Raw genomic sequence first — 19,761 nt, 5'->3', positions numbered from 1 at the left:
TATAATTTATTAAAAAATCTTTTTTAATTCTTCTAAAGCCTTAAATCTGTGGCTAATTTTATTTTTTTCATCTTGACTAAGCTCTGCAAAAGTCTTACTTAATCCTAAAGGAATAAACATACTATCATAGCCAAAACCATTATTACCGCTTTCTATTTTACTAATCGTTCCATCGCAAACGCCTTTTGCAAATTCTATCTTTGAATTAGTAATTAAGCATAGAACACAAACAAAACTAGCTTTACTAAAATCAACTCCAACTTTTGTTAATTCAAGGCGTAATTTTTCTCTATTTTTAGCATCTTTTTCATCACTAAAATCATTTGCGTATCTAGCAGAAAAAATGCCTGGAGCATTATCTAAAGCCTCAACGCAAAGACCACTATCATCAGCTAATACTGCATAATTTTTCTTATCTTCTTCGCTTAATTTATCCCACAATGCTTTTGCTTTAATTTTTGCATTTTGTTTAAAGCTATTTCCATTTTCAATAGGATTAAAATCACTAACAAAATCACTTGCTAAATAAAGCTCGCAATTTGTTAATAATTCTTTAAATTCTTTTAATTTACCACTATTTGAACTCGCAATTATTATTTTCATTATCTATCCTTTATAATTTTTAGTATTATAAGTAATAAAAATACCAAAAGGACAAACCATTAAAGATTTAATAATTATTGGAGCTGGAGCAGCGGGATTATTTTTGGCTGCTAATTTGAAAAAAAATGCTTTAATTTTAGAGCAAAATAACGCCGTTGCTAAAAAACTTTTAATAAGTGGTGGTGGCAAATGCAATGTAACAAATGAAAATATCAATATTAAATCGTATTTATGCGATGATTATGATAAATTAAAGCAAAGTTTAGATGAGTTTAGCTATCAAGATAATCTTAATTTTTTTAAAGGAATTAAGTTTAATAAAATTAGAAATAAGCAGTTTTTTGCTCCTAATTCTTCGTTAATCCTTGATAAATTATTAAGTCAAAATAAATCAAAAATTATGCTAAATACTAAAGTTTTAGGCTTAGAAAAGGCAAATAATTCTTATAAAATCATCACAAATAAAGGCGAGTTTTTAGCTAAAAATGTAGTAATTGCTACTGGTGGAATTTCTTTTGCTACTTTAGGAGTAAGCGATATTGCATTAAAAATTGCAAAAGAATTTCAAATAGGATTTAGCGAGTTTTTACCTGCTTTAGTGCCACTTACTTTACAAAAAGATGAGTTTTTTATGAAAAATCTTAGTGGAATTAGCATTGAAGTTTGCATTAATGATATTTTTAAAGGTTCTATGTTATTTACCCATAAAAGTATTAGCGGCCCTGTGGTTTTGAGTGCTTCATTGTTTTGGACTAAAGGCAAAATCAAAATTAATTTTCTAAATGATTTTAAAATAGATTTTAGTAGTTTAAAGCAAGCTAGCACGCATTTATCTTTACCTAAAGCTTTTATTAAAGAATACTTAAATGCAAATAATTTAAGCGATAAAGCAATGAATAAATATAATTTAGAAGAAAAAGAGATTATAAATAAATTATATAATTATGAGTTCGCACCAGCAGGAAATCTAGGATTTAATAAAGCAGAAGTTTGTAAAGGTGGAATTAGCCTAAAAAGCCTAAATGAGCATTATGAAAGCTTAGAAAATAAAGGTTTATTTTTCATAGGTGAATGTTTAAATGTAGCAGGGATTTTAGGCGGATTTAATATACATTTTGCATTTGCTAGTGCAAAAAAATTGGCAAATTATTTAAACAAGGAGTTAAAAGATGATTGATTTATCAAATAATGAAAATACCTTAATAAAACACGATTTTAAAAGCATTATGAATGATTATGATTTAATGTGTAAATACCCTTGCGATAGCGAGTATTTGCTAAAAGAAGAACTAGCCAAAAAGCATAATGTAAAATCAAATAACATAAGCTTAGGTTGTGGCTCAAGCGATATTATTTATAGAACAATTTGTGCTTTAAATGCAAGAGCAAAAAGCGAAAATAAAGAGCTTAATTTAATAGTTCCTATGCCAACATTTGATTTGGTTTTAAGCATTGCAAAAGCTTTAAAAGTAAAAATCACTTATATTTATTTAAAAGATGATTTTATCCTAAATGTAAATGATATAAAGCCATTAAAAAACTCATATAATTTAATTTATATTACCAACCCAAACAACCCAAGTGCAAAAGAGCTTAGCCAAAATGATTTAGGGTATTTATGCTCAATTTGTAAGGATAATACTTATATGATTTTAGATGAAGCTTATGCCGAATACAATACTAATTTTATAAGTATTAAAAAATGTCAAAAAAATATAATAATTACTAGAACCTTTTCTAAAATCTATGCTCTAGCGGGACTTAGAATAGGATATGCTATTGCTGAAAATGAATTGCTTTCTTTTATTGATGAGTTTATTTTAATAGACAATATCAATGCTTATGCTTTATTTTGTGCTATAAATGCTTTAAAAGATGAAGAATTTGTAAGTAAAACAAGAGCTATGACTTTAGAAAATAAGGCTAAATTAGAACAGGTTTTAAATGAATTGGATATTTTTTATTTTAAATCTAATGCTAATTTTATTTTACATAAAATAAAAAGTGAAAATTATCATAATTTTATGCTAGAAAACGGCGTTAAAGTAGGTAGAAAAATACATAATTATCCTTTATTTAACAGAATTAGCGTAGGAAATATTGAAGAATTAAATGTATTTTTTAAAGCCTTAAAATTAGCAAAAGAAAAAGATTTGGTGTAAAAATAAATTAAGAATTTAATTCTTAATTTATATCAAATAAAGAAGGTGTATAACCACTTAATTTTAAAAGCGAATAAGCTTTAGTGGTTGCTACTCTTCCTTTTGCACTTTTTTCTATGTAATTATTTGCTATTAAATAAGGCTCGATTACATCTTCAATAGTTCTTTCATCTTCGCTTAAAGCTGCTGCAATAGTATTTAAGCCCACTGCTTTTTTAGCCTTGCATAAAAACTCAAGATAATTTAAATCGCACTCATCAAGACCTAATTCATTTACACCTAAACTCTCAAGCGCTAATTTAGCTCTTTTTAAAGTGATTTTTGTTTCATTATTTACTATGGCAAAATCCCTAACTCTTTTAAGAAGTCTAAGGGCAATTCTTGGGGTGCTTCTGCATCTTTTAGCTATTTCTTTACTAGCGTCGTTATCACAGGTAATATCAAGCTTTAAAGCAGCTTTGCTAATAATTAAAGCAAGTTCATCAGGGGTATAAAACTCTAGCCTACAATTAATCCCAAATCTATCCCTAAGCGGAGTTGAAATTCCACCGCTTTTAGTAGTAGCAGCAATTAAGCAAAACTTAGCTAAATCAATTTTAACGGTTTGAGCTGCAGGGCCACTTCCTATTATAATATCAAGACGAAAGTCCTCCATCGCTGGATATAAAACTTCTTCAATAGCAGGGCTTAAGCGATGAATTTCATCAATAAATAATATATCTCCATCTTCAAGATTTGTAAGAATTGCAGCTAAATCTCCGCTTTTTTCTATCATAGGCGCTGCTGTTGTTTTAATATTTACTCCCATTTCATTTGCAATTATATTTGCTAAAGTGGTTTTTCCAAGACCTGCAGGGCCAAAAAATAAAGTATGATCTAGTGGGGCATTTCTTAACTTTGCTGATTTTATAAATACTTTTAAATTCTCTTTAGTTTTGTTTTGACCTACATATTCATCAAAAGTGCTTGGTCTTAGGCTAATTTCATATTTGCTATCATCTTTAAATTGTTCAATTTCAACTATTCTTTCCATTTTTTACCTTAAATAATGTTTGTAAATAATTTGTATAATCTTAGCAAAATATAAAAACGAGTGATTACATGAATAAAAATTTAGGACTTTTAGGGCAATTAGAATTAGAATTTGATTTTGATATCGTTGATGATTTTATGACCCATTTTAATATTTTTTGCGATTCTTTAGAGCCTGTTATTATCGCACTTGAAGATGAAGATAAATATAAAAATAAAGTAAATGAGCTTTTTAGAATGTTTCATAATATGAAAAGCGCTAGTGGTTTTTTAAAAATTAATCAATTCGTAAATATTTGTAAAATTGTTGAAGATGTCTTAGATGAAGCTAGAGATATGAGAGGTCCTGCTAGCGATGAATTAGTAGATTGGCTACTTTTTGTAACTGACCAATTTATGATATACAAAAGAGATTTTAACGATAATAATCCTTATCTATCAGCTTTAAATCCAAAAATTATTCACCTACCACAAAGGCTAAATAAATGAATGCTAAATATTTTATAACAGCTATTGTTTTATTGGTTTTATGTTGTTTGCTTTATTTATTTAAACCTTTTTTATTAACTATTGCAATCGCTGTTTTAATGGCAGTTGCTACTGCAAATCTTCATCATAAAATATTCATAAAAACAAAAAGAAAATATGTAGCTCCAATAGTTTTAACAACTATGATGTCTTTATTATTTTTTGCTCCACTTGCATACACTAGCTTTTCTTTAGCAAGTTCAATTAAAGACTTAGATATAGTTCAAATTCAAACAACAATTACAAAATTAAAATCAGCAGAATTTAATTTACCAAGCAATTTAGACTACATAGAGCCAAAAGTAAAAGAAGCTTTAAATGAAATAGATTTAAATAATGTAGGTAAAAATATATTAAATTATGCTTCAAATTTTACAAAATCAGGTGTTAAATTCTTTACTGAACTTATATTAATAATAATATTTTATTTCTTCGCAAATTATTACGGAGTAGAACTTGTAGGATTTTTTAGAAAACTTATGCCGCTTAAAAAAAGTGAATTTGAAAATGTATTAGGCGAAGTATCTAATGTAATGAGCGTTGTGTTTTATTCTGTAATTATTACTGCTGTTTTTGAAGGTTTATTATTTGCAGTATTTTTAATGTATTTTGGATATAACGGACTTTTAATGGGTATTTTATATGCAATATCTTCGCTAATTCCATTAATAGGCGGTGCTTTACTTTGGGTTCCTGTTAGTTTGTATGAATACTCTCACGGCAATACAGCAAATGCTATAATAATTGCACTTTATTCAATTATTATGATTTCTATTATTGCAGATACTTTTGTAAAGCCATTAATAATTAGATGGATTAATGAAAAATTGTTAAAAACTCCAGCAAATGTCAATGAGCTTTTGATATTTTTTGCAATGATTGCTGGTATTTCTACATTTGGCTTTTGGGGAGTTATATTAGGGCCTGCTATTTTGGCTTTATTTTTATCAGTTGTAAAACTTTATGTATTAATTATAGAAAAGCATTAAATTATTATTTTTTTAATACTTGGATTTAATCTAACTAAAGCTTCATAAACATTAGTATTAAAATAATTTGCGTATTTTAAAGCATCGTTAAATACGCAGATATTTTCTTTATTAGTATCTTCAATACTAAAGCTATCCATTGAGATTTTGCCTAAAACTTGTTCATTATTTGCTAATTTAAATTCTTTTAAACCTTTATAATATAAAAGCCCATCTCCATATCCTAAATCATAATTAGCAACTTTTAAATCCTTATTAGATACAAAAATCTCATCATATCCAATACTATCTCCAGCACTAATAATTCTTGAGCTAATTTTTTCAGCCCAAAGACTTAAAACCGGCTTTAAATTAGCCTTTACATCGCAATATCCAAATTGTGCTAAACCTACTCTAGCAGCCTTATCGTATTCATTTTCATCTAAAAATAAAGTGCTAGAATTTGCAGAGTGAAAAAACACTTCATCAGAATAATTATTCTTTATAAACTCGCACATTTTTATATAAAGTGGTTTTTGATTTTTAATATTATTTGGACTTGAATAATGAGTGAAAGCTGATACTAATTTCAGCTTTTTTTCTTTAATAATTTTTAGAGCTAATTCTAAATTGTTTTCACATATTCCACTTCTATGCATATTAGTATCAAGTTTTAAAGCGACTTTATCTTCATTATTTAAATAATCAAAATAACTCAAATCATTAATCGCTAAAATATAATTATCGCAAGCTTTATAATGCTTTGGAATTTGAGATAGTATTAATATATTTTTAAATTTATTTTGAATAATACTAGCTTCATTTATGTTTTTTACTGCGACATTTTTAATACCAAATTCTAAAGCCAAATCACTAATTATATTAATATCGTGCCCGTAAGCATTGTCCTTTAAAATAATGATTAATTTATCAATGCTACTAACTTTTTTTAAGCACTCATTTAAATTATGAAAATAATTTGCTTTATTAATTGTGATAAATGCCATTATTGCTCCGTTAAGATTGATATTTTTCCATTTACTAATTCAACATATAAAACTTTTTCGCCATTAAAAGTATAACTTGAAGTAGCATAATTTTCATAAAAAGTAATCTTAAATATTTTTCTTTGCTCTAAATTAGGATAAGGAATTATATTTATATCTTTAAATTGTATTGTTTTATCCTGCTTTCTACTAAAAATTGCCTTTTTTTGCTCCTTAAAAGCAGATATTTTCGTGCCATCATATTTAATAAACTCATCACTATAATAACTAAGATATGTTTTATAATCATTGTTAGTCCAAGCATTTTTCCAGTCAAATAAATTAGCCAATATTAAAGCAATTTCATCAGCATTTGTGCTAACAACGCCTTTTTCATTAATTAATACATATATTTTTTTATTATTTACAATGCCATTAAAATCTAGCAAAACATCATTAGTCATTACAACACAACCCTTAGTCTTATAAGCATCATATCTTACATCGCCTTCAAGTGGAAAACCATGAATCCAAATTCCAGAGCCTGTTTTTTTACGAACTTTATCATATAAATTAGGATAGTTTAAAACAAAAGCATAAGGTCCATAATAATTATCAGGTGGAACCATTTTGTTTAAAACCTGATAAGCTCCAATAGGGGTTTTTAAGTCCCCTTCTCTTTCTTTATTACCCATAAGACCTGTTATTACACTTTGCTCGAATTTAGGTGTTAATTTGTTGTTTTTTTCTTCAAATAAAACTAATTTTTGTTTATCTTTATCAACTACTACCACCATAGCATCATCGCTATAGTATCCATATTTTAAATCAAGTCCTTGCAATTGAGTTTGCCAAAACTTAACATCACTAAGTCCAGCTTCAAGCTTATTTTCAACTGCACCTATGCCATCTTTTAAATAAATTTGTAATAAATTGTCTGAATATAAATAAATTGATAATAATAAAATTATGATTTTTTTCACTATTAGCTCCTATAAAAGTTAAGGACTAATTATAAAAAGTAATTTTAAAGCTAAGTTAATACCAAAAATGTTTTTTTGATTATTGCTTTCATTAAGAAAAATTTATTTATAATCCTTATCGTTTTTATTAAAAAGGAGAATTCAATGAAAAAGATATTATTAGCGTTAAGTTTAGGTGCAAGTTTATTTGCAAACAATATAGAAATAAGTGAGCCTTATGTTAAAATTACCCCACCAAATGCAAAAAATTCAGCTATTTTTATGAGTATTAAAAACAACTCAAATGAAGATATAAAGTTAGTTGATGCTAAATGTGATTTTGCAAAAAATACAGAAATCCACACTCATATTCACGAAGATGGTATGATGAAAATGATTAGAATACAAGACGCAACAATCAAGGCAAATGATACTTTAGAACTAAAACCAAAAAGCTATCATATTATGCTAATGGATATTAAAGATAGCATTAAAGAAGATACTAAACTTAATTTAGAACTAAGCTTTAGTAATGGCGAAAAAGTTGAATTAAAAGACATTCCAGCAAAATCAATAATTCACGCTCATTAATGAAAAAATTAATATTTTTATTAGTAATAATTGCTATTTTTGCAAGTTTGTTTTATTTTTATCCAAATTCTAAAAAAAGGGAGTTAATCACTACATTAACTCCACTTAGTTGCGATTTAAATGTAAGTGAGTGTGAAGTAGATTATAATGGTAAAAAAATCATATTTGATTTAAGTCCAAAACCGCTAAAAACCTTAGAAGAAACAAAAGTAATTATTAAAAATTTAGAAGATTTTCCCAAATTAAATGCAAGACTTTATGGGCTTAATATGTATATGGGAGATATTGTAGGAGAATTTGAAAAGATTAATAATGCTTATATTGCAGATATTGTTTTTAGTGCTTGTACTGAAAATACTATGAGATATAGATTAGAATTATTTAATGACAATAAAAGCCTTGATTTATCTATAGATTTTGATGTTAGGAGATAGTATGAAAAAGCTAATTATTTTTATTTTTTTAGGATTAATCTTAACTGCTTGTTTTAATAATAAATATGATTTTAATTTAAAAGGAGCAGGTGATAAAACTTATACCCTTAAAGATTTTAAAGGAGATAATTTATTAATTTACTTTGGCTACACATTGTGTGCTGATATATGCCCTACTTCTTTAGCTATTGCCACTAAAGCTTTAAATGAATTAAATAGAAATGATATAAAAATATTATTTATTAGTCTTGACCCTAAAAGAGATACGGCAAATGATATAAATGAATATGTGCAATATTTTTATAAAAACTCACTAGGACTTGTGCCTAGCGAAGATGAGCTTAAAAGAATTTCAAAAAACTATGGGGTAAAATATGAGTATATTTATCAAGATAGTGCTGCTGAATACACCGTAGCTCATAGCTCAAGTTTTTATATAATTGATAAAGATGGTAATTTCAAAGGAGAAATAAGCAATTTAACAAATGCGAATGTTAAGAAAAAAATTAGCGAATTTTTAGGTAATAATTAACTATTTACTTTTACAATTCGGTTTTTAAATATATAAAGGAGAAATAATGGCTACTAAAAAAACTAGCGAAAAAGAAACAAAGCAAACAGCTAAAAAAACTACTGCTAAAAAAGAAACGGCTAAAAAAGAAGTAAGTAAAAAAGAAACTTCTAAAGAAGTAGCAAAAAAACCAACTGCAACAAAAGCTGAAAAAGTAGAAAAAGAAGTAGTTGAAGATAAAGCTGTTAAATCTAAATCAAAGGAAACTACATTGTCTAACGAAGTAAGTAAAGTTGAAGAATTACAAAATGAAATTGAAAAATTAAAAGCTGAACTTGGTATTATGAAACAATTCAATAATAATCGTGATAAAAACTCAAGCGATAAAATCTTTATGGAACTTGAAAAATTAAAAGAGATTATTTATGGTTTAGAAGATAGAATTGAAGAGCTTGAATATCAAGTAAGCGAAAAAGACGATTATTAATATTCATTCCGTTTTTCGGAATGAATTAAACTTATGCTATTTACATTTATTCTTTCATTAATTAGTTTTGTTGTTTTAATTATTTTTAAAGGTATTGATTTTACTTATTTAAATTCTTTATATGATTTTATAAGTTTTAAGACACTTGCCTTACTTTCTATGTTTATAGCTGTTAATAAATCCTTAGAATTAATAGGAGCATTTAAGCTACTTGCCTTTTATGTATTAAACAAAATTACCAAATTAAAAACCATAGCAATTTTACTAATACTAATATGTTTTTTTAGCTCTATGTTGGTTACTAATGATGTAGCATTGCTTTGTTTTGTGCCTTTTAGTATTTATTTATTAAAAGAATTAAAAGCGAAAAAATTTACTATGCAAATCATAATATTACAAACAATAGCAGCAAATCTTGGCTCAATGCTAACCCCATTTGGAAATCCACAAAATTTATTTATATTCACATATTTTCATTTAGATTTTTTAAGCTTTTTTAAAAGCACTTATATTTACTGCATTATATCTTTAATATTATTATTTATTTTTACCATAAATATTAAAAACAAAAACATAAAACTAAAAAATCTTATAAAAACTCAAATAAATCAAAAATTATTTATCCAAAACCTAGCATTATTTTTCATATCAATTTTATGTGTTAGTGATATTTTAAATATATTTTTAGGCTTTTTTATAGTTTTTATAAGCTTATTTATTAGCAATAAAAACGCAATTTTTAAAGCTGATTTTTCTCTTATTATAATTTTTATAAATCTTTTTATATTTGTAAAAAATATAAGTTATTTTATAAGTATTAAAGAATTTGATATTTTTTATCTAAGTATATTTTTATCTTGGATTATTAGCAATGTTCCTGCTTGTGTGTTTTTAGCTAGTTTTACAAATGATTATAAAGAATTATTACTAGGGGTAAATATTGGCTCATTAGGGACTTTAATAGCTTCTATGGCGAGTTTAATTTCTTATAAATACTATATTAATTCTTATAAAAATAAAGCTTTTAAATACATAATCAATTTTACTTGGATAAATATTGTATTTTTAATAATTTTAGTAGTTTTTAAAGAATTATCCCGAATTTAATCGGGATAAAATTATTTCGTATTAAATATAAATTCCTTATCAAAATCAACTTCTACAAAAGATTTCAAATTCCCTTGTAAAATAAGCTCACTAAGTCTTGAATCAATTTCTTGATATATAGTTCTTTTTAAGGCTCTAGCACCATATTCATCACTATATCCTAGATTTAAAATTTCTAATTTTGCATTCTCACTAATACTAAAGCTAATTCCAAGTTCTGCTAATTTATTGCTAGTATTTTTAAGCAAAATATCAACAATTTGTAAGCATAAATCTTTGTCTAAAGCATTAAATCCTACTATTTCATCAAGCCTATTTACAAATTCTGGTTTAAAGTATTTTAATAATTCTTTATTTATTAATTCATTTCTTTCTTTTTCATCTTTAATCTCTACAAACTTAGCTGCTCCAATATTACTTGTAAATATTATTAAAGTGTTTTTAAAATCAACCCTAAAGCCTTTATTATCACTCAAAGCTCCTTCATCTAACATATTTAAAAATATATTAAAAATCTCAGGATGAGCTTTTTCTATCTCATCAAAAAGTAACACCGAATAAGGTCTATTTTTAACAGCTTCTGTTAATTGTCCGCCTTCATCACTTCCTACATAACCAACCGCAGAACCTATTAAATTGCTTACTCTATAGCTTTCAGCATATTCATTCATATCAAAACGAATTAAAGCCTTTTCATCATCAAAAAGCTCTTTTGCAATTGCTTTTGCTAATTCAGTTTTACCAACTCCTGTAGGCCCTAAGAATAAAAAGCTTCCTATAGGACGATTGCTATCACTAAGCCCTGCTTTATTTGCCCTTACTGCACGAGCTAAAGCTTTTATAGCTTTATCTTGTCCTACCACACGAGTTTGTAAATTATTTTCAAGATTTAAGTATTTTTCACTCTCATTGCTTAGTAATTTACTAACCTTTATTCCTGTCATTTTTGCCAAAATTAAAGCGACTTGCTCATCATCAACTTCGTTTTTAAGTAAAGTTCCGCTTTGTTTTAACTCTTGCCAATTTGCCTTAGCATTCTCAAGCTCATTTTTAACTTGTGGGATTTTTCCGTATTCAATCTCTCCTGCTTTTTGATAATCTCCTTTATTTTTTGCAATATTTGCTTCATTTTGCAAATTATTAATCTCGTTCATTTTCTTTGAAATTTCGGCAAATACTCTTTGCTCGTTTTCAAATTTCATTCTTAATTTTCTTTCTTCTTCGCTAAATTCACTTAATTCATTTTCAATTTCTTTTAATCTTTCTTTATTTTTTTCTTCGCCTTCCATTAATAAAGCTTCTTTTTCAACTCTTAATCTAACGATATTATTTTTTACATTTCTTAAAGCACTTGGCTCACTTTCAATTTGCATTTTAAGTTCAGCCGCAGCTTCATCTATTAAATCTATTGCCTTATCAGGCAAAAATCTTCCTTGAATATAACGATTACTAAGCTTAACAGCAGCTACTAAAGCTTTATCATTAATACTTACATTATGATGAGCGCTTAATCTTTCTTTAAGACCCCTAAGCATTGCTATTGCATCATTTACGCTTGGTTCATTCACAATTATGCTTTGAAATCTTCTTTGCATTGCAGCATCTTTTTCAAAATATTTTTTATATTCTTTTAAAGTGGTTGCACCAATGGTTTTAAACTCGCCCCTACTTAAAGCAGGTTTAAGTATATTAGCAGCATCCATACTTCCTTCGCTTGCACCTGCACCTAATATTGTATGAATTTCATCAATAAAAATTATAATATTAGGATTTGCTTTTACACTTTCAATTATATTTTTAAGTCTTTCTTCAAATTCTCCGCGGTATTTTGCTCCTGCAACAAGTGCTGCTAAATCAAGACTTAATATTTGTTTATTAGCTAAAGAGCTTGGCACTTGTTTATTAGCAATTGCTTGAGCTAGAGCTTCTACTATAGCTGTTTTACCAACTCCTGGCTCACCTAATAAAATAGGATTATTTTTGCTTTTTCTAATTAAGATTTGCATAAGCCTTTCTAATTCATTATCCCTTCCTGTAATCGGGTCAAGTTTGCCTGATTTTGCTAATTCAACTAGATTTGTGGTGTATTTTTCTAATTCTTTATTACTTATATCATCTTGCTCTTTTTCGCTAATTTTTCTATCACCTCTTAAAGCATTTAATTCACTTTTTAATACAAGTAAATCTAAATAATCTTTTAATAACTCACAAATTCCACCCTTATCACACTCACTAATTATCCACATATCAGTGCTTAAGTAGCTATCACCTTTGCTTAAAGCAAATCCAATAGCCTTTTCAAGTGAAGTTAAAAGTGCATTACTAGGTTTTACATTATTAGCATTTACTCCATCGCTTTTTACTAAATTATCAGCCTTGCTTTTTAGCATTAATGAAATTGCAGTTTTATCTATTGATAATTTATTAAATACTTGATTAAGAATAGAACTTGAATCATTAGCAATAGCCCATAAAATATGAAATGGTTCTATATTTGGATTTTTATTAAATACACATAAGCTCACTGCTTGACTTAAAGTTTCATTAAATTGATTTGTTAATTTATCTTGAATATTCATATTATCTCCTTTAATTGATATGGTTCGCATTATATTACTTTAGTCTATTATTGTCAAGTATAAAATTAAATTTATCACTTAAATATCTTAAGTGCTAAGTTTTTTATTTAAAAATACATATAATTGCTTACTTGTATTTAAAAAATTGCGTTAAAATCACAGCTTTAATCTTAAATCTTATTGGAGCTATCGTGAATTTTAATAAAAAGATATTTTTGTGTGTTGCACTTGGAATTTCGTTGTTTGCAAAAACTGATGAAGAAGCTGAAAGACAAGCATTCTCAAAGCTTATTAAGACTTTTAGAATGATTGAAGCAAATTATGTTGATGAAATCAGTATAGAGCAACTTGTGGATAAATCTTTAGAAGGATTATTGAGTAATCTTGACGCACATTCAGCATTTTTAAATGAAAAGAATTTCAAATCTTTACAAGAAAGCACAAACGGAGAATTTGGCGGTCTTGGAATGACTTTATCAATTAAAGATAATGCAATAACCGTTATTGCACCGATTGAAGGAACACCTGCTGATAAAATTGGTATAAAATCAGGCGATGTTATTTTAAAAATTGAAAATGAAAGCACGATAGGAATGAATCTTGATGACGCAGTTTCTAAAATGCGTGGCAAACCAAATACTAAGATTAATATTACAATATATAGAAAAGGCGAGAAAAAGCCACTAGATTTTACGATAACAAGAGATATTATAAAAGTTGAAAGCGTTTATACTAAAAAAATAGAAAATACAGACTTTTTATACATTAGAATTACAAGTTTTGATAGAAATGTTGTAAGTAAAGTAAAAGACGCATTAGCTATTAATAAGGATATTAAAGGGATAGTAATTGATTTAAGAAACAATCCAGGTGGTTTATTAAACCAAGCTACAGATTTATTGAATTTATTTATTGATAAAGGTATTTTAGTATCTCAAAAAGGAAGAGATGAAAGTGCTAAAATAGATACTTTAGCAATTAAAGGTGCTGCAATAAATACAAAAATACCTATTAGTATAATTGTAAATGGTGGAAGTGCAAGTGCAAGCGAAATCGTAAGTGGAGCTATGCAAGATAGAAAAAGAGCGATTATTGTTGGTGAGAAGACTTTTGGTAAAGGAAGTGTTCAAATGATTAGAGAAATCAATGATAAAGAAGGTATAAAACTAACAATTGCAAAATACTACCTACCAAGTGGAAGAACAATTCAAGCAGTAGGAGTTACTCCTGATATTATTGTGTATCCTGGTAAGGTAAATACTGAAGATAGTGGCTTTAGTATAAAAGAAAGTGAACTTAAAAAACACCTAGAAAATGAATTAGAAAAAATTGATGGTAAAAAAGAAAACAAAACCGATAAAAATACGCTAACTCAAGAGCAAATCAATGAAGATTCTCAATTAAAATCAGCAATTGACGCTTTAAAAATCTTAGTAATTAAAGGAAATTAATGAAAAAAATAATCTTTTTGATATTTGCTAGTATTTTATTTGCAGCTCCATCAAAAGAATTAAGTGTAATGGACGCTCAAGTTTATACAAACCTTAATCAAAATAATGAAGATGCAAATAGTTTTACTAGCGATATTAAAGAAGAATTTAATGATAAAGTAGAACTTGCTATTAATGCTAATTTTTCAAAAAATTCTGTAAAAACTAAAGAAGTTTTTTATATAGATATAACAATTAATTCTAATTACAAAACAAATTTTACTCCGCAAATTAATTTTGAAAAAAGCATTGATATGCAACAATTAAATAAAGATATTAAATTTAATAGCGAAAATGGAATTTATACTACTCGTGTTTATTTTCAAGCAAATACAGCAAATGCTAAACTAAACTCAATTGATGCTAAGTTATTTAGAAATACTCAAGAAGTAGGAAATGCTAAAATCAGCCTAGATAATTTAAAAATTGAAGAATTAAAATTTAATAAAGATTATGTAGAGTTAGTTGCAAGTGATTTAAAAATTACGAATTTAAAATGCACTGAATATGATGAAACTAGCGTTATATGTGGAATGGACGCAAAAGCAAATAACACTAATTTTAATAATTTTTCTTTAAAAACTGCAAAATCACAAAGCATTACAAATGTCGGAAAAGACTATGAAAATGCAAAATGCTCAATTGCTTTAATTTTTCCTAATAATATGAAAAATTTCTCTTTTTCATATTATGACCCATTAGAAAATAAATTCATAGAATATTCTAATAAAATCATAGTAGAATCTGAAGAAATAAGCACTCAAACAGACTTAAATCCAATAACAAAAGAAATTAATTTTTATTTACAAATTGGAAGCTTAATCTTAGCTGTAATTTGTCTCATAATTGTAGTAATTTTTAAAAGGTTTTTTTCTTTAATAGCACTTGCTATAGTTTTTGTGGCTTTTAGCTTTATTGATGGTGGGAATTTTAGTAGTGCTAAATTAAAATCAGGTGCAAGTGTTAGAATTTTACCAACTAATAATTCAACTATTTTTTATAAAAATACTGACATAAAAGAAGTAAAAATCATAACCAAAAAAGACAATTTTGTAAAAATAGCACTTGATGAAAATACAAGTGGTTGGGTAAAAAATGAAGATATTGAATAAAATCTTAAGTATTTTTCTAGCAATAATCATAGCAATCAGCATTGCTTTTGTAATTGTTTTAATGTTTATTTTCCCTAAAAAAAATTGGGTTATTAGAAAAACTTGGGCAAAATTTATCCGTAAATTGTGCTGTTATAAAATAGAAATAAAAGGCGATTTTAATCCTAATGCAAGAATGATTATCCTAAATCATCGCTCAATGCTAGATATTATCGCACTTGAAGATGTATATCCATACGATTTAGCTTGGATTGCAAAAAAACAGATTGAAGAATTATTTTTCTTTGGAAATATCATAAAATTACCTAAAATGATTTCAATAGATAGAGAAAACGCAAGAGATTTTGTAAGAGTTATAAATGAAGCAAACGATAGATTAAATAATAATAGAAACATATCTATGTTTCCTGAAGGAACTAGAAGTGATGGTTATGAGTTATTAAGATTTAAAAAAGGCGCTTCAATGCTAGCTACTAAGTTAGATGTTTTAGTTCAACCTGTTGTAATTATTGGTTCAAAAGAGATTTTAGATAGTAAAAGAATAACAATTCACTTAGGTAAAAAACTTACAATAATACCTTTACAACCACTAAAAGCTAATGAATTAGACAATGCAAAAGACTTAATGCAAGAAGCAATTAATGAATATTTCAAGGCTAATGAGTGAATATTTTTATGGTTGCTTTAGGTGGAGCCATTGGTGCTGTTTTAAGATATATTTTAAGCACTTTTATAAATCGTAATTTTGATTTTAAATTCTTTATAGCTGGGACATTAATCGTTAATTTAATAGGCTGTTTTTTGATAGGATTATTTTATGCACTAGCTAAAAATTACGAGAGTTTAAACGAGATAAGATTATTAATAGTAGTAGGATTTTTGGGTGCTTTTACTACTTTTTCATCAATTACTTATGAGAGCATAACATTATTAAAATCATTAGGCTTCGTTGCCTTTAGTGCAAATATTATTTTAAATGTAGTATTTGGACTAATAGCAACTTATATTGCTTTAAATTTTTTTAAATAGGAGAAAATATGGAATTTAAAACCGAAGTAAATCAATTACTTAATTTAATGATTCATTCACTTTACTCAAATAAAGAAATATTTTTAAGAGAGCTTATATCAAACTCAAGCGACGCTATAGATAAGCTAAATTTCTTAAGCCTTAGCGATGAAGCTTATAAAGGAATTAGCTTTAATCCTAGTATTAAAATTAGTATTAATAAAGACGCTAAATTATTAATCATAGAAGATAACGGCATAGGTATGGACGAAGCTGATTTAAATAATAATTTAGGCACAATTGCTTCAAGTGGAACTAAGAAATTCTTAGAAAATTTAAGCGAAGATGCTAAGAAAAATAGCGATTTGATAGGTCAATTTGGTGTTGGATTTTATTCAGCATTTATGGTTGCAAATAAAATTGAAGTTTATACTAAAAAAGCCTTAAGCAATGATTCGTTTTTATGGAGTTCTGATACAAATGGTTATGAAATCACTAAAACAAATAAAGATAGTTTTGGCACAAAAATAGTTCTACATTTAAAAGATGATGAGTTTTTAAACACTCACACTATTGAAAATCTAGTTAGCAAGTATTCAAATCATATTTCTTATCCGATTTTCTTGGAAAAAGAGATAAGTGTTGGAGAAGGAGAAAACGCTAAAACTGAATTAAAATTCGAGCAAATCAATAAAGCAAAAGCTTTATGGAGAGAAAACAAAGCAAGTCTTAAAAAAGAAGATTATTTAAAATTCTATGAAGGTATAAGTTATGATAGCAAAGAGCCGATTTTATATGTTCATACTAAAAGTGAGGGCGGTTCTTTAGAATATTCAAGCTTATTTTTTATCCCTGCAAATGCTCCACACGATTTATATAGAGTAGATTATGAAAAAGGTATAAAACTTTATGTAAAAAGAGTATTAATTAGCGAAAAAGAAGAGATTTTACCAAGTTACTTAAGATTTGTTAAAGGTGTGCTTGATGTTGAGGATTTACCTTTAAATGTAAGTCGTGAGATACTACAAGAAAATGTAATTTTAAGAAAAATCAAAGAAATCAGCACTAAAAAGATTTTAGGTGAATTAGAAAAATTACAAAAAAATGACGCTAATAAATATGATGAGTTTTATAAATTATTTGGTGCTGTATTAAAAGAAGCATTGTTTGACCCAAGTGCGAACAAAGATGAGATTTTAGCATTATGCAAATTTGATAATAGTCAAAACGATACTCAAATCACACTTGATGAATATTGTGCTAATTTAGGTGAAAACAAAACTATTTATTATCTAATCGGTGAAAATAAAGAATTATTAAAACACTCACCTTTACTTGAAAGCTACAAAAAAAATAGCATAAATGTATTGCTTTTAAGCGACAAGATTGACCCAATCGTAATTCCTATGGTTCATAAATATAAAGATTTTGATTTAAAAGCTATAAACGAAGTTGATGAAATCAAAAAAGATGAATTAAACGATGAGCAAAAAGGCTTTTGTGAAAAACTAAGCAAAATATTAGAAAATGATGTAAAAGAAGTAGTTCTATCTAATTCTTTAGAAAGCTCATTATCAAGCTTAGTTTATGATACTAAAGACCAAGAATATATGATGGCTAAAATGATGGCTCAATTTAGCGGAGAAAAAATGAATGCTAAAGGCGTTTTACAACTAAATGCAAAACACGAATTAGTAGCAAAACTAATAAACGAAAATAACGAAGATAGCCTTAAAAATCTAGCATTTATAGCTTATGGCACCGCAGCACTTGCTCAAGGCTTAGAATTTGCTAAGGTTAGTGAGTTTAACGAAGCTGTTATAAATCTAGCTAAAAAAGCGTTTTAATGCAAGAAAACAAAGCCTATTTAAGCGAACAAATAATTACTTATTTAGGCAATAAACGCTCATTATTAGGCTTTATTGAAAAAGGCGTAAAATATGCAAAAACCGAGCTTAAAAAAGATAAATTAAGCTCGGTTGATTTGTTTAGTGGTAGTGGCATTGTCGCAAGATTTTTAAAACAACACTCAAGCTATTTAATAGCAAATGATTTAGAAAGTTATAGCAAAGCAATCAATGAATGCTATTTATCAAATATTGATAATAATTTTTATAAAGAGCTTGAAATAGAGCATAAAAAACTAAAAGAACAAATCATTAATAATTTTAATGAAAACGGCTTTATACGAGAGCTTTACTCTCCTAAAGATGAGCTAAATATCACTCAAAATGATAGAGCTTTTTATACAAATTATAATGCTAGTTATATTGATACAGCAAGATTATTGCTAGAAAATCACAAATATAAAAAATACTTTTTAGCACCACTTTTATATGAAGCTAGTGTAAAAGTAAATACAAGTGGTGTTTTTAAAGGCTTTTATAAAAATAAAAACGGCATAGGAGAATGGGGCGGAAGTGGCAAAAATGCTCTTAGTAGAATTATTGCTAATATTGAATTAGCAATGCCTATTTTTTCAAACCATAATGTGCCTTTTAATGTGTTTTGGCAAGACGCAAATGTTTTAGCAAATGAGCTTGATTGTGATTTATGCTATATTGACCCACCTTACAATCAACACCCTTATGGCTCAAATTATTTTATGCTAAATCTAATTACAAATTATATTAAACCACAAGATATTTCTAAGGTTTCAGGTATTACAAAGGATTGGAATAAAAGCGTTTATAATTCTAAAAAAACAGCTAGCGAAAGCTTTTTTGAGCTAATAAACAATCTAAAAGCAAAAATAATTTTAATCTCATATAACAACGAAGGCATAATAAGTGAAGATGAATTTAAAAACACTCTTTTAAAATTTGGTAGCTTAAATATATTAGAGCAAAAATATAATACCTTTAGAGCAAGTAGAAATCTAAATAATCGTAAAATCCATGTAAAAGAGATTTTATATATCCTTAAAAAAATATAAAAATAATATATGATTTAATATGCTTAATCACAAAAACTACCTAAAGCCTTATTTTTATCTACAAAATATACTACTTATAATAAAGACTTAAAATTATCATAAATATTTATATTTTTATTAAAAGAATTTAAAAACACACTTTCAAAATATATTTTTATAAAATCAAAAGCTTTATTATTATTGTTTGATAAAAATACTAATTAATAAAAATTATTATTTATATTATCCATAGATATAATATTTAAAATATAATTACCTATGCAAAT

Annotated in this window: 20 protein-coding genes; 15 read left to right on the top strand and 5 right to left on the bottom strand. The window is 26.7% G+C overall.

From position 1 onward, the window contains the following. Window positions 1-9 precede the first annotated feature (9 nt). Window positions 10-603: an RdgB/HAM1 family non-canonical purine NTP pyrophosphatase gene (rdgB, locus tag AVBRAN12642_RS03495; protein WP_214117295.1), complete on the bottom strand. Its 594-nt coding sequence runs from the start codon at window positions 601-603 to the stop codon at window positions 10-12. 34 nt (window positions 604-637) lie between these two features. Here rdgB and AVBRAN12642_RS03490 point away from each other — a divergent pair, with 34 nt between their 5' ends. Together AVBRAN12642_RS03490 and AVBRAN12642_RS03485 are read left to right on the top strand one after the other, a co-directional pair. Then, a complete protein-coding gene (locus AVBRAN12642_RS03490) occupies window positions 638-1,780 on the top strand; it encodes an aminoacetone oxidase family FAD-binding enzyme (protein ID WP_336607947.1) in 1,143 nt (380 codons plus the stop codon). Continuing rightward, window positions 1,773-2,765, top strand: coding sequence for a pyridoxal phosphate-dependent aminotransferase (locus AVBRAN12642_RS03485; RefSeq protein ID WP_336607081.1), 993 nt, complete (start codon window positions 1,773-1,775; stop codon window positions 2,763-2,765). The genes AVBRAN12642_RS03490 and AVBRAN12642_RS03485 overlap by 8 nt, the downstream gene beginning before the upstream one ends. 22 nt (window positions 2,766-2,787) lie before the next feature. On the opposite strand, the gene ruvB is transcribed toward AVBRAN12642_RS03485, so the two are convergent. After that, the gene (gene ruvB / locus AVBRAN12642_RS03480; RefSeq protein WP_214117299.1) at window positions 2,788-3,798 is read right to left on the bottom strand and encodes a Holliday junction branch migration DNA helicase RuvB; all 1,011 of its coding nucleotides are present in this window, start codon (window positions 3,796-3,798) and stop codon (window positions 2,788-2,790) included. Window positions 3,799-3,866: 68 nt separating this feature from the next. Between ruvB and AVBRAN12642_RS03475 the strand changes: the two genes are divergently transcribed. Next, window positions 3,867-4,286, top strand: a complete 420-nt coding sequence (locus AVBRAN12642_RS03475) for an Hpt domain-containing protein (RefSeq protein WP_214117301.1) — start codon at window positions 3,867-3,869, stop codon at window positions 4,284-4,286. Further along, a complete protein-coding gene (locus AVBRAN12642_RS03470) occupies window positions 4,283-5,314 on the top strand; it encodes an AI-2E family transporter (protein WP_336607082.1) in 1,032 nt (343 codons plus the stop codon). The genes AVBRAN12642_RS03475 and AVBRAN12642_RS03470 overlap by 4 nt, the downstream gene beginning before the upstream one ends. Here AVBRAN12642_RS03470 and AVBRAN12642_RS03465 read toward each other — a convergent pair. Together AVBRAN12642_RS03465 and AVBRAN12642_RS03460 are read right to left on the bottom strand one after the other, a co-directional pair. After that, window positions 5,311-6,300, bottom strand: coding sequence for an alanine racemase (locus AVBRAN12642_RS03465; RefSeq protein WP_214117309.1), 990 nt, complete (start codon window positions 6,298-6,300; stop codon window positions 5,311-5,313). The two genes, AVBRAN12642_RS03470 and AVBRAN12642_RS03465, sit on opposite strands and share 4 nt — an antisense overlap. Continuing rightward, window positions 6,300-7,262 carry a L,D-transpeptidase family protein gene (locus tag AVBRAN12642_RS03460; protein ID WP_336607083.1) on the bottom strand — a complete coding sequence of 321 codons (963 nt, stop codon included), beginning with the start codon at window positions 7,260-7,262 and terminating at the stop codon, window positions 6,300-6,302. The genes AVBRAN12642_RS03465 and AVBRAN12642_RS03460 overlap by 1 nt, the downstream gene beginning before the upstream one ends. Window positions 7,263-7,406: 144 nt before the next feature. On the opposite strand from AVBRAN12642_RS03460, the gene AVBRAN12642_RS03455 reads away from it, so the two are divergent. Genes AVBRAN12642_RS03455 through AVBRAN12642_RS03435 form a run of 5 tightly spaced genes read left to right on the top strand, consistent with a single transcriptional unit; the run spans window position 7,407 to window position 10,371 of the window. Beyond that, a complete protein-coding gene (locus AVBRAN12642_RS03455) occupies window positions 7,407-7,832 on the top strand; it encodes a copper chaperone PCu(A)C (RefSeq protein ID WP_214120431.1) in 426 nt (141 codons plus the stop codon). Beyond that, window positions 7,832-8,266, top strand: coding sequence for a hypothetical protein (locus AVBRAN12642_RS03450; protein ID WP_336607084.1), 435 nt, complete (start codon window positions 7,832-7,834; stop codon window positions 8,264-8,266). Before AVBRAN12642_RS03455 ends, AVBRAN12642_RS03450 begins: the two co-directional genes overlap by 1 nt. Before the next feature lies 1 nt (window position 8,267). Continuing rightward, window positions 8,268-8,798, top strand: a complete 531-nt coding sequence (locus AVBRAN12642_RS03445) for an SCO family protein (RefSeq protein ID WP_214117317.1) — start codon at window positions 8,268-8,270, stop codon at window positions 8,796-8,798. Between the two features lie 46 nt (window positions 8,799-8,844). Then, window positions 8,845-9,264, top strand: a complete 420-nt coding sequence (locus AVBRAN12642_RS03440) for a hypothetical protein (RefSeq protein ID WP_214117318.1) — start codon at window positions 8,845-8,847, stop codon at window positions 9,262-9,264. 33 nt (window positions 9,265-9,297) lie between these two features. Then, the gene (locus AVBRAN12642_RS03435) at window positions 9,298-10,371 is read left to right on the top strand and encodes an SLC13 family permease (protein ID WP_336607085.1); all 1,074 of its coding nucleotides are present in this window, start codon (window positions 9,298-9,300) and stop codon (window positions 10,369-10,371) included. 11 nt (window positions 10,372-10,382) lie between these two features. On the opposite strand, the gene AVBRAN12642_RS03430 is transcribed toward AVBRAN12642_RS03435, so the two are convergent. Then, entirely contained in the window at window positions 10,383-12,950 is a 2,568-nt protein-coding gene (locus AVBRAN12642_RS03430) for an ATP-dependent Clp protease ATP-binding subunit (protein WP_336607086.1), read from the bottom strand. A 155-nt stretch (window positions 12,951-13,105) separates the two neighbouring features. On the opposite strand from AVBRAN12642_RS03430, the gene AVBRAN12642_RS03425 reads away from it, so the two are divergent. From AVBRAN12642_RS03425 to AVBRAN12642_RS03400, 6 genes are read left to right on the top strand one after another with little or no spacing between them, the layout of a single operon-like run. Beyond that, window positions 13,106-14,401 carry a S41 family peptidase gene (locus AVBRAN12642_RS03425; protein WP_442862234.1) on the top strand — a complete coding sequence of 432 codons (1,296 nt, stop codon included), beginning with the start codon at window positions 13,106-13,108 and terminating at the stop codon, window positions 14,399-14,401. Beyond that, window positions 14,401-15,552, top strand: coding sequence for a hypothetical protein (locus tag AVBRAN12642_RS03420; RefSeq protein WP_214117324.1), 1,152 nt, complete (start codon window positions 14,401-14,403; stop codon window positions 15,550-15,552). Before AVBRAN12642_RS03425 ends, AVBRAN12642_RS03420 begins: the two co-directional genes overlap by 1 nt. Further along, on the top strand, window positions 15,536-16,219 hold the full coding sequence (locus AVBRAN12642_RS03415) for a lysophospholipid acyltransferase family protein (protein ID WP_239802974.1): 684 nt from the start codon (window positions 15,536-15,538) through the stop codon (window positions 16,217-16,219). Before AVBRAN12642_RS03420 ends, AVBRAN12642_RS03415 begins: the two co-directional genes overlap by 17 nt. Further along, window positions 16,216-16,581, top strand: a complete 366-nt coding sequence (gene crcB / locus AVBRAN12642_RS03410) for a fluoride efflux transporter CrcB (RefSeq protein ID WP_214117327.1) — start codon at window positions 16,216-16,218, stop codon at window positions 16,579-16,581. The genes AVBRAN12642_RS03415 and crcB overlap by 4 nt, the downstream gene beginning before the upstream one ends. Window positions 16,582-16,589: 8 nt before the next feature. Then, a complete protein-coding gene (htpG, locus tag AVBRAN12642_RS03405) occupies window positions 16,590-18,407 on the top strand; it encodes a molecular chaperone HtpG (protein WP_336607088.1) in 1,818 nt (605 codons plus the stop codon). Continuing rightward, complete coding sequence (locus AVBRAN12642_RS03400) at window positions 18,407-19,495, top strand: DNA adenine methylase (RefSeq protein WP_239802976.1); 1,089 nt, start codon at window positions 18,407-18,409, stop codon at window positions 19,493-19,495. The genes htpG and AVBRAN12642_RS03400 overlap by 1 nt, the downstream gene beginning before the upstream one ends. Window positions 19,496-19,761: the final 266 nt, after the last annotated feature.

This window comes from Campylobacter sp. RM12642 (genome assembly GCF_020137635.1).
Taxonomy (GTDB): domain Bacteria; phylum Campylobacterota; class Campylobacteria; order Campylobacterales; family Campylobacteraceae; genus Campylobacter_E.
Note: the sequence above shows the minus strand (reverse complement) of the source record. Positions and strands in the feature narration are given on the sequence as shown.

Excerpts from the sequence above, each read along its gene's own strand:
- AVBRAN12642_RS03415 (WP_239802974.1), top strand. The coding sequence starts at position 15,536 with ATGAAGATATTGAATAAAATCTTAAGTATTTTTCTAGCAATAATCATA.
- AVBRAN12642_RS03485 (WP_336607081.1), top strand. The coding sequence starts at position 1,773 with ATGATTGATTTATCAAATAATGAAAATACCTTAATAAAACACGATTTT.
- AVBRAN12642_RS03420 (WP_214117324.1), top strand. The coding sequence starts at position 14,401 with ATGAAAAAAATAATCTTTTTGATATTTGCTAGTATTTTATTTGCAGCT.
- AVBRAN12642_RS03470 (WP_336607082.1), top strand. The coding sequence starts at position 4,283 with ATGAATGCTAAATATTTTATAACAGCTATTGTTTTATTGGTTTTATGT.
- ruvB (WP_214117299.1), bottom strand. The coding sequence starts at position 3,798 with ATGGAAAGAATAGTTGAAATTGAACAATTTAAAGATGATAGCAAATAT.
- AVBRAN12642_RS03440 (WP_214117318.1), top strand. The coding sequence starts at position 8,845 with ATGGCTACTAAAAAAACTAGCGAAAAAGAAACAAAGCAAACAGCTAAA.
- htpG (WP_336607088.1), top strand. The coding sequence starts at position 16,590 with ATGGAATTTAAAACCGAAGTAAATCAATTACTTAATTTAATGATTCAT.
- AVBRAN12642_RS03450 (WP_336607084.1), top strand. The coding sequence starts at position 7,832 with ATGAAAAAATTAATATTTTTATTAGTAATAATTGCTATTTTTGCAAGT.
- rdgB (WP_214117295.1), bottom strand. The coding sequence starts at position 603 with ATGAAAATAATAATTGCGAGTTCAAATAGTGGTAAATTAAAAGAATTT.
- AVBRAN12642_RS03455 (WP_214120431.1), top strand. The coding sequence starts at position 7,407 with ATGAAAAAGATATTATTAGCGTTAAGTTTAGGTGCAAGTTTATTTGCA.
- AVBRAN12642_RS03445 (WP_214117317.1), top strand. The coding sequence starts at position 8,268 with ATGAAAAAGCTAATTATTTTTATTTTTTTAGGATTAATCTTAACTGCT.
- AVBRAN12642_RS03435 (WP_336607085.1), top strand. The coding sequence starts at position 9,298 with ATGCTATTTACATTTATTCTTTCATTAATTAGTTTTGTTGTTTTAATT.
- AVBRAN12642_RS03400 (WP_239802976.1), top strand. The coding sequence starts at position 18,407 with ATGCAAGAAAACAAAGCCTATTTAAGCGAACAAATAATTACTTATTTA.
- AVBRAN12642_RS03475 (WP_214117301.1), top strand. The coding sequence starts at position 3,867 with ATGAATAAAAATTTAGGACTTTTAGGGCAATTAGAATTAGAATTTGAT.
- AVBRAN12642_RS03465 (WP_214117309.1), bottom strand. The coding sequence starts at position 6,300 with ATGGCATTTATCACAATTAATAAAGCAAATTATTTTCATAATTTAAAT.
- AVBRAN12642_RS03430 (WP_336607086.1), bottom strand. The coding sequence starts at position 12,950 with ATGAATATTCAAGATAAATTAACAAATCAATTTAATGAAACTTTAAGT.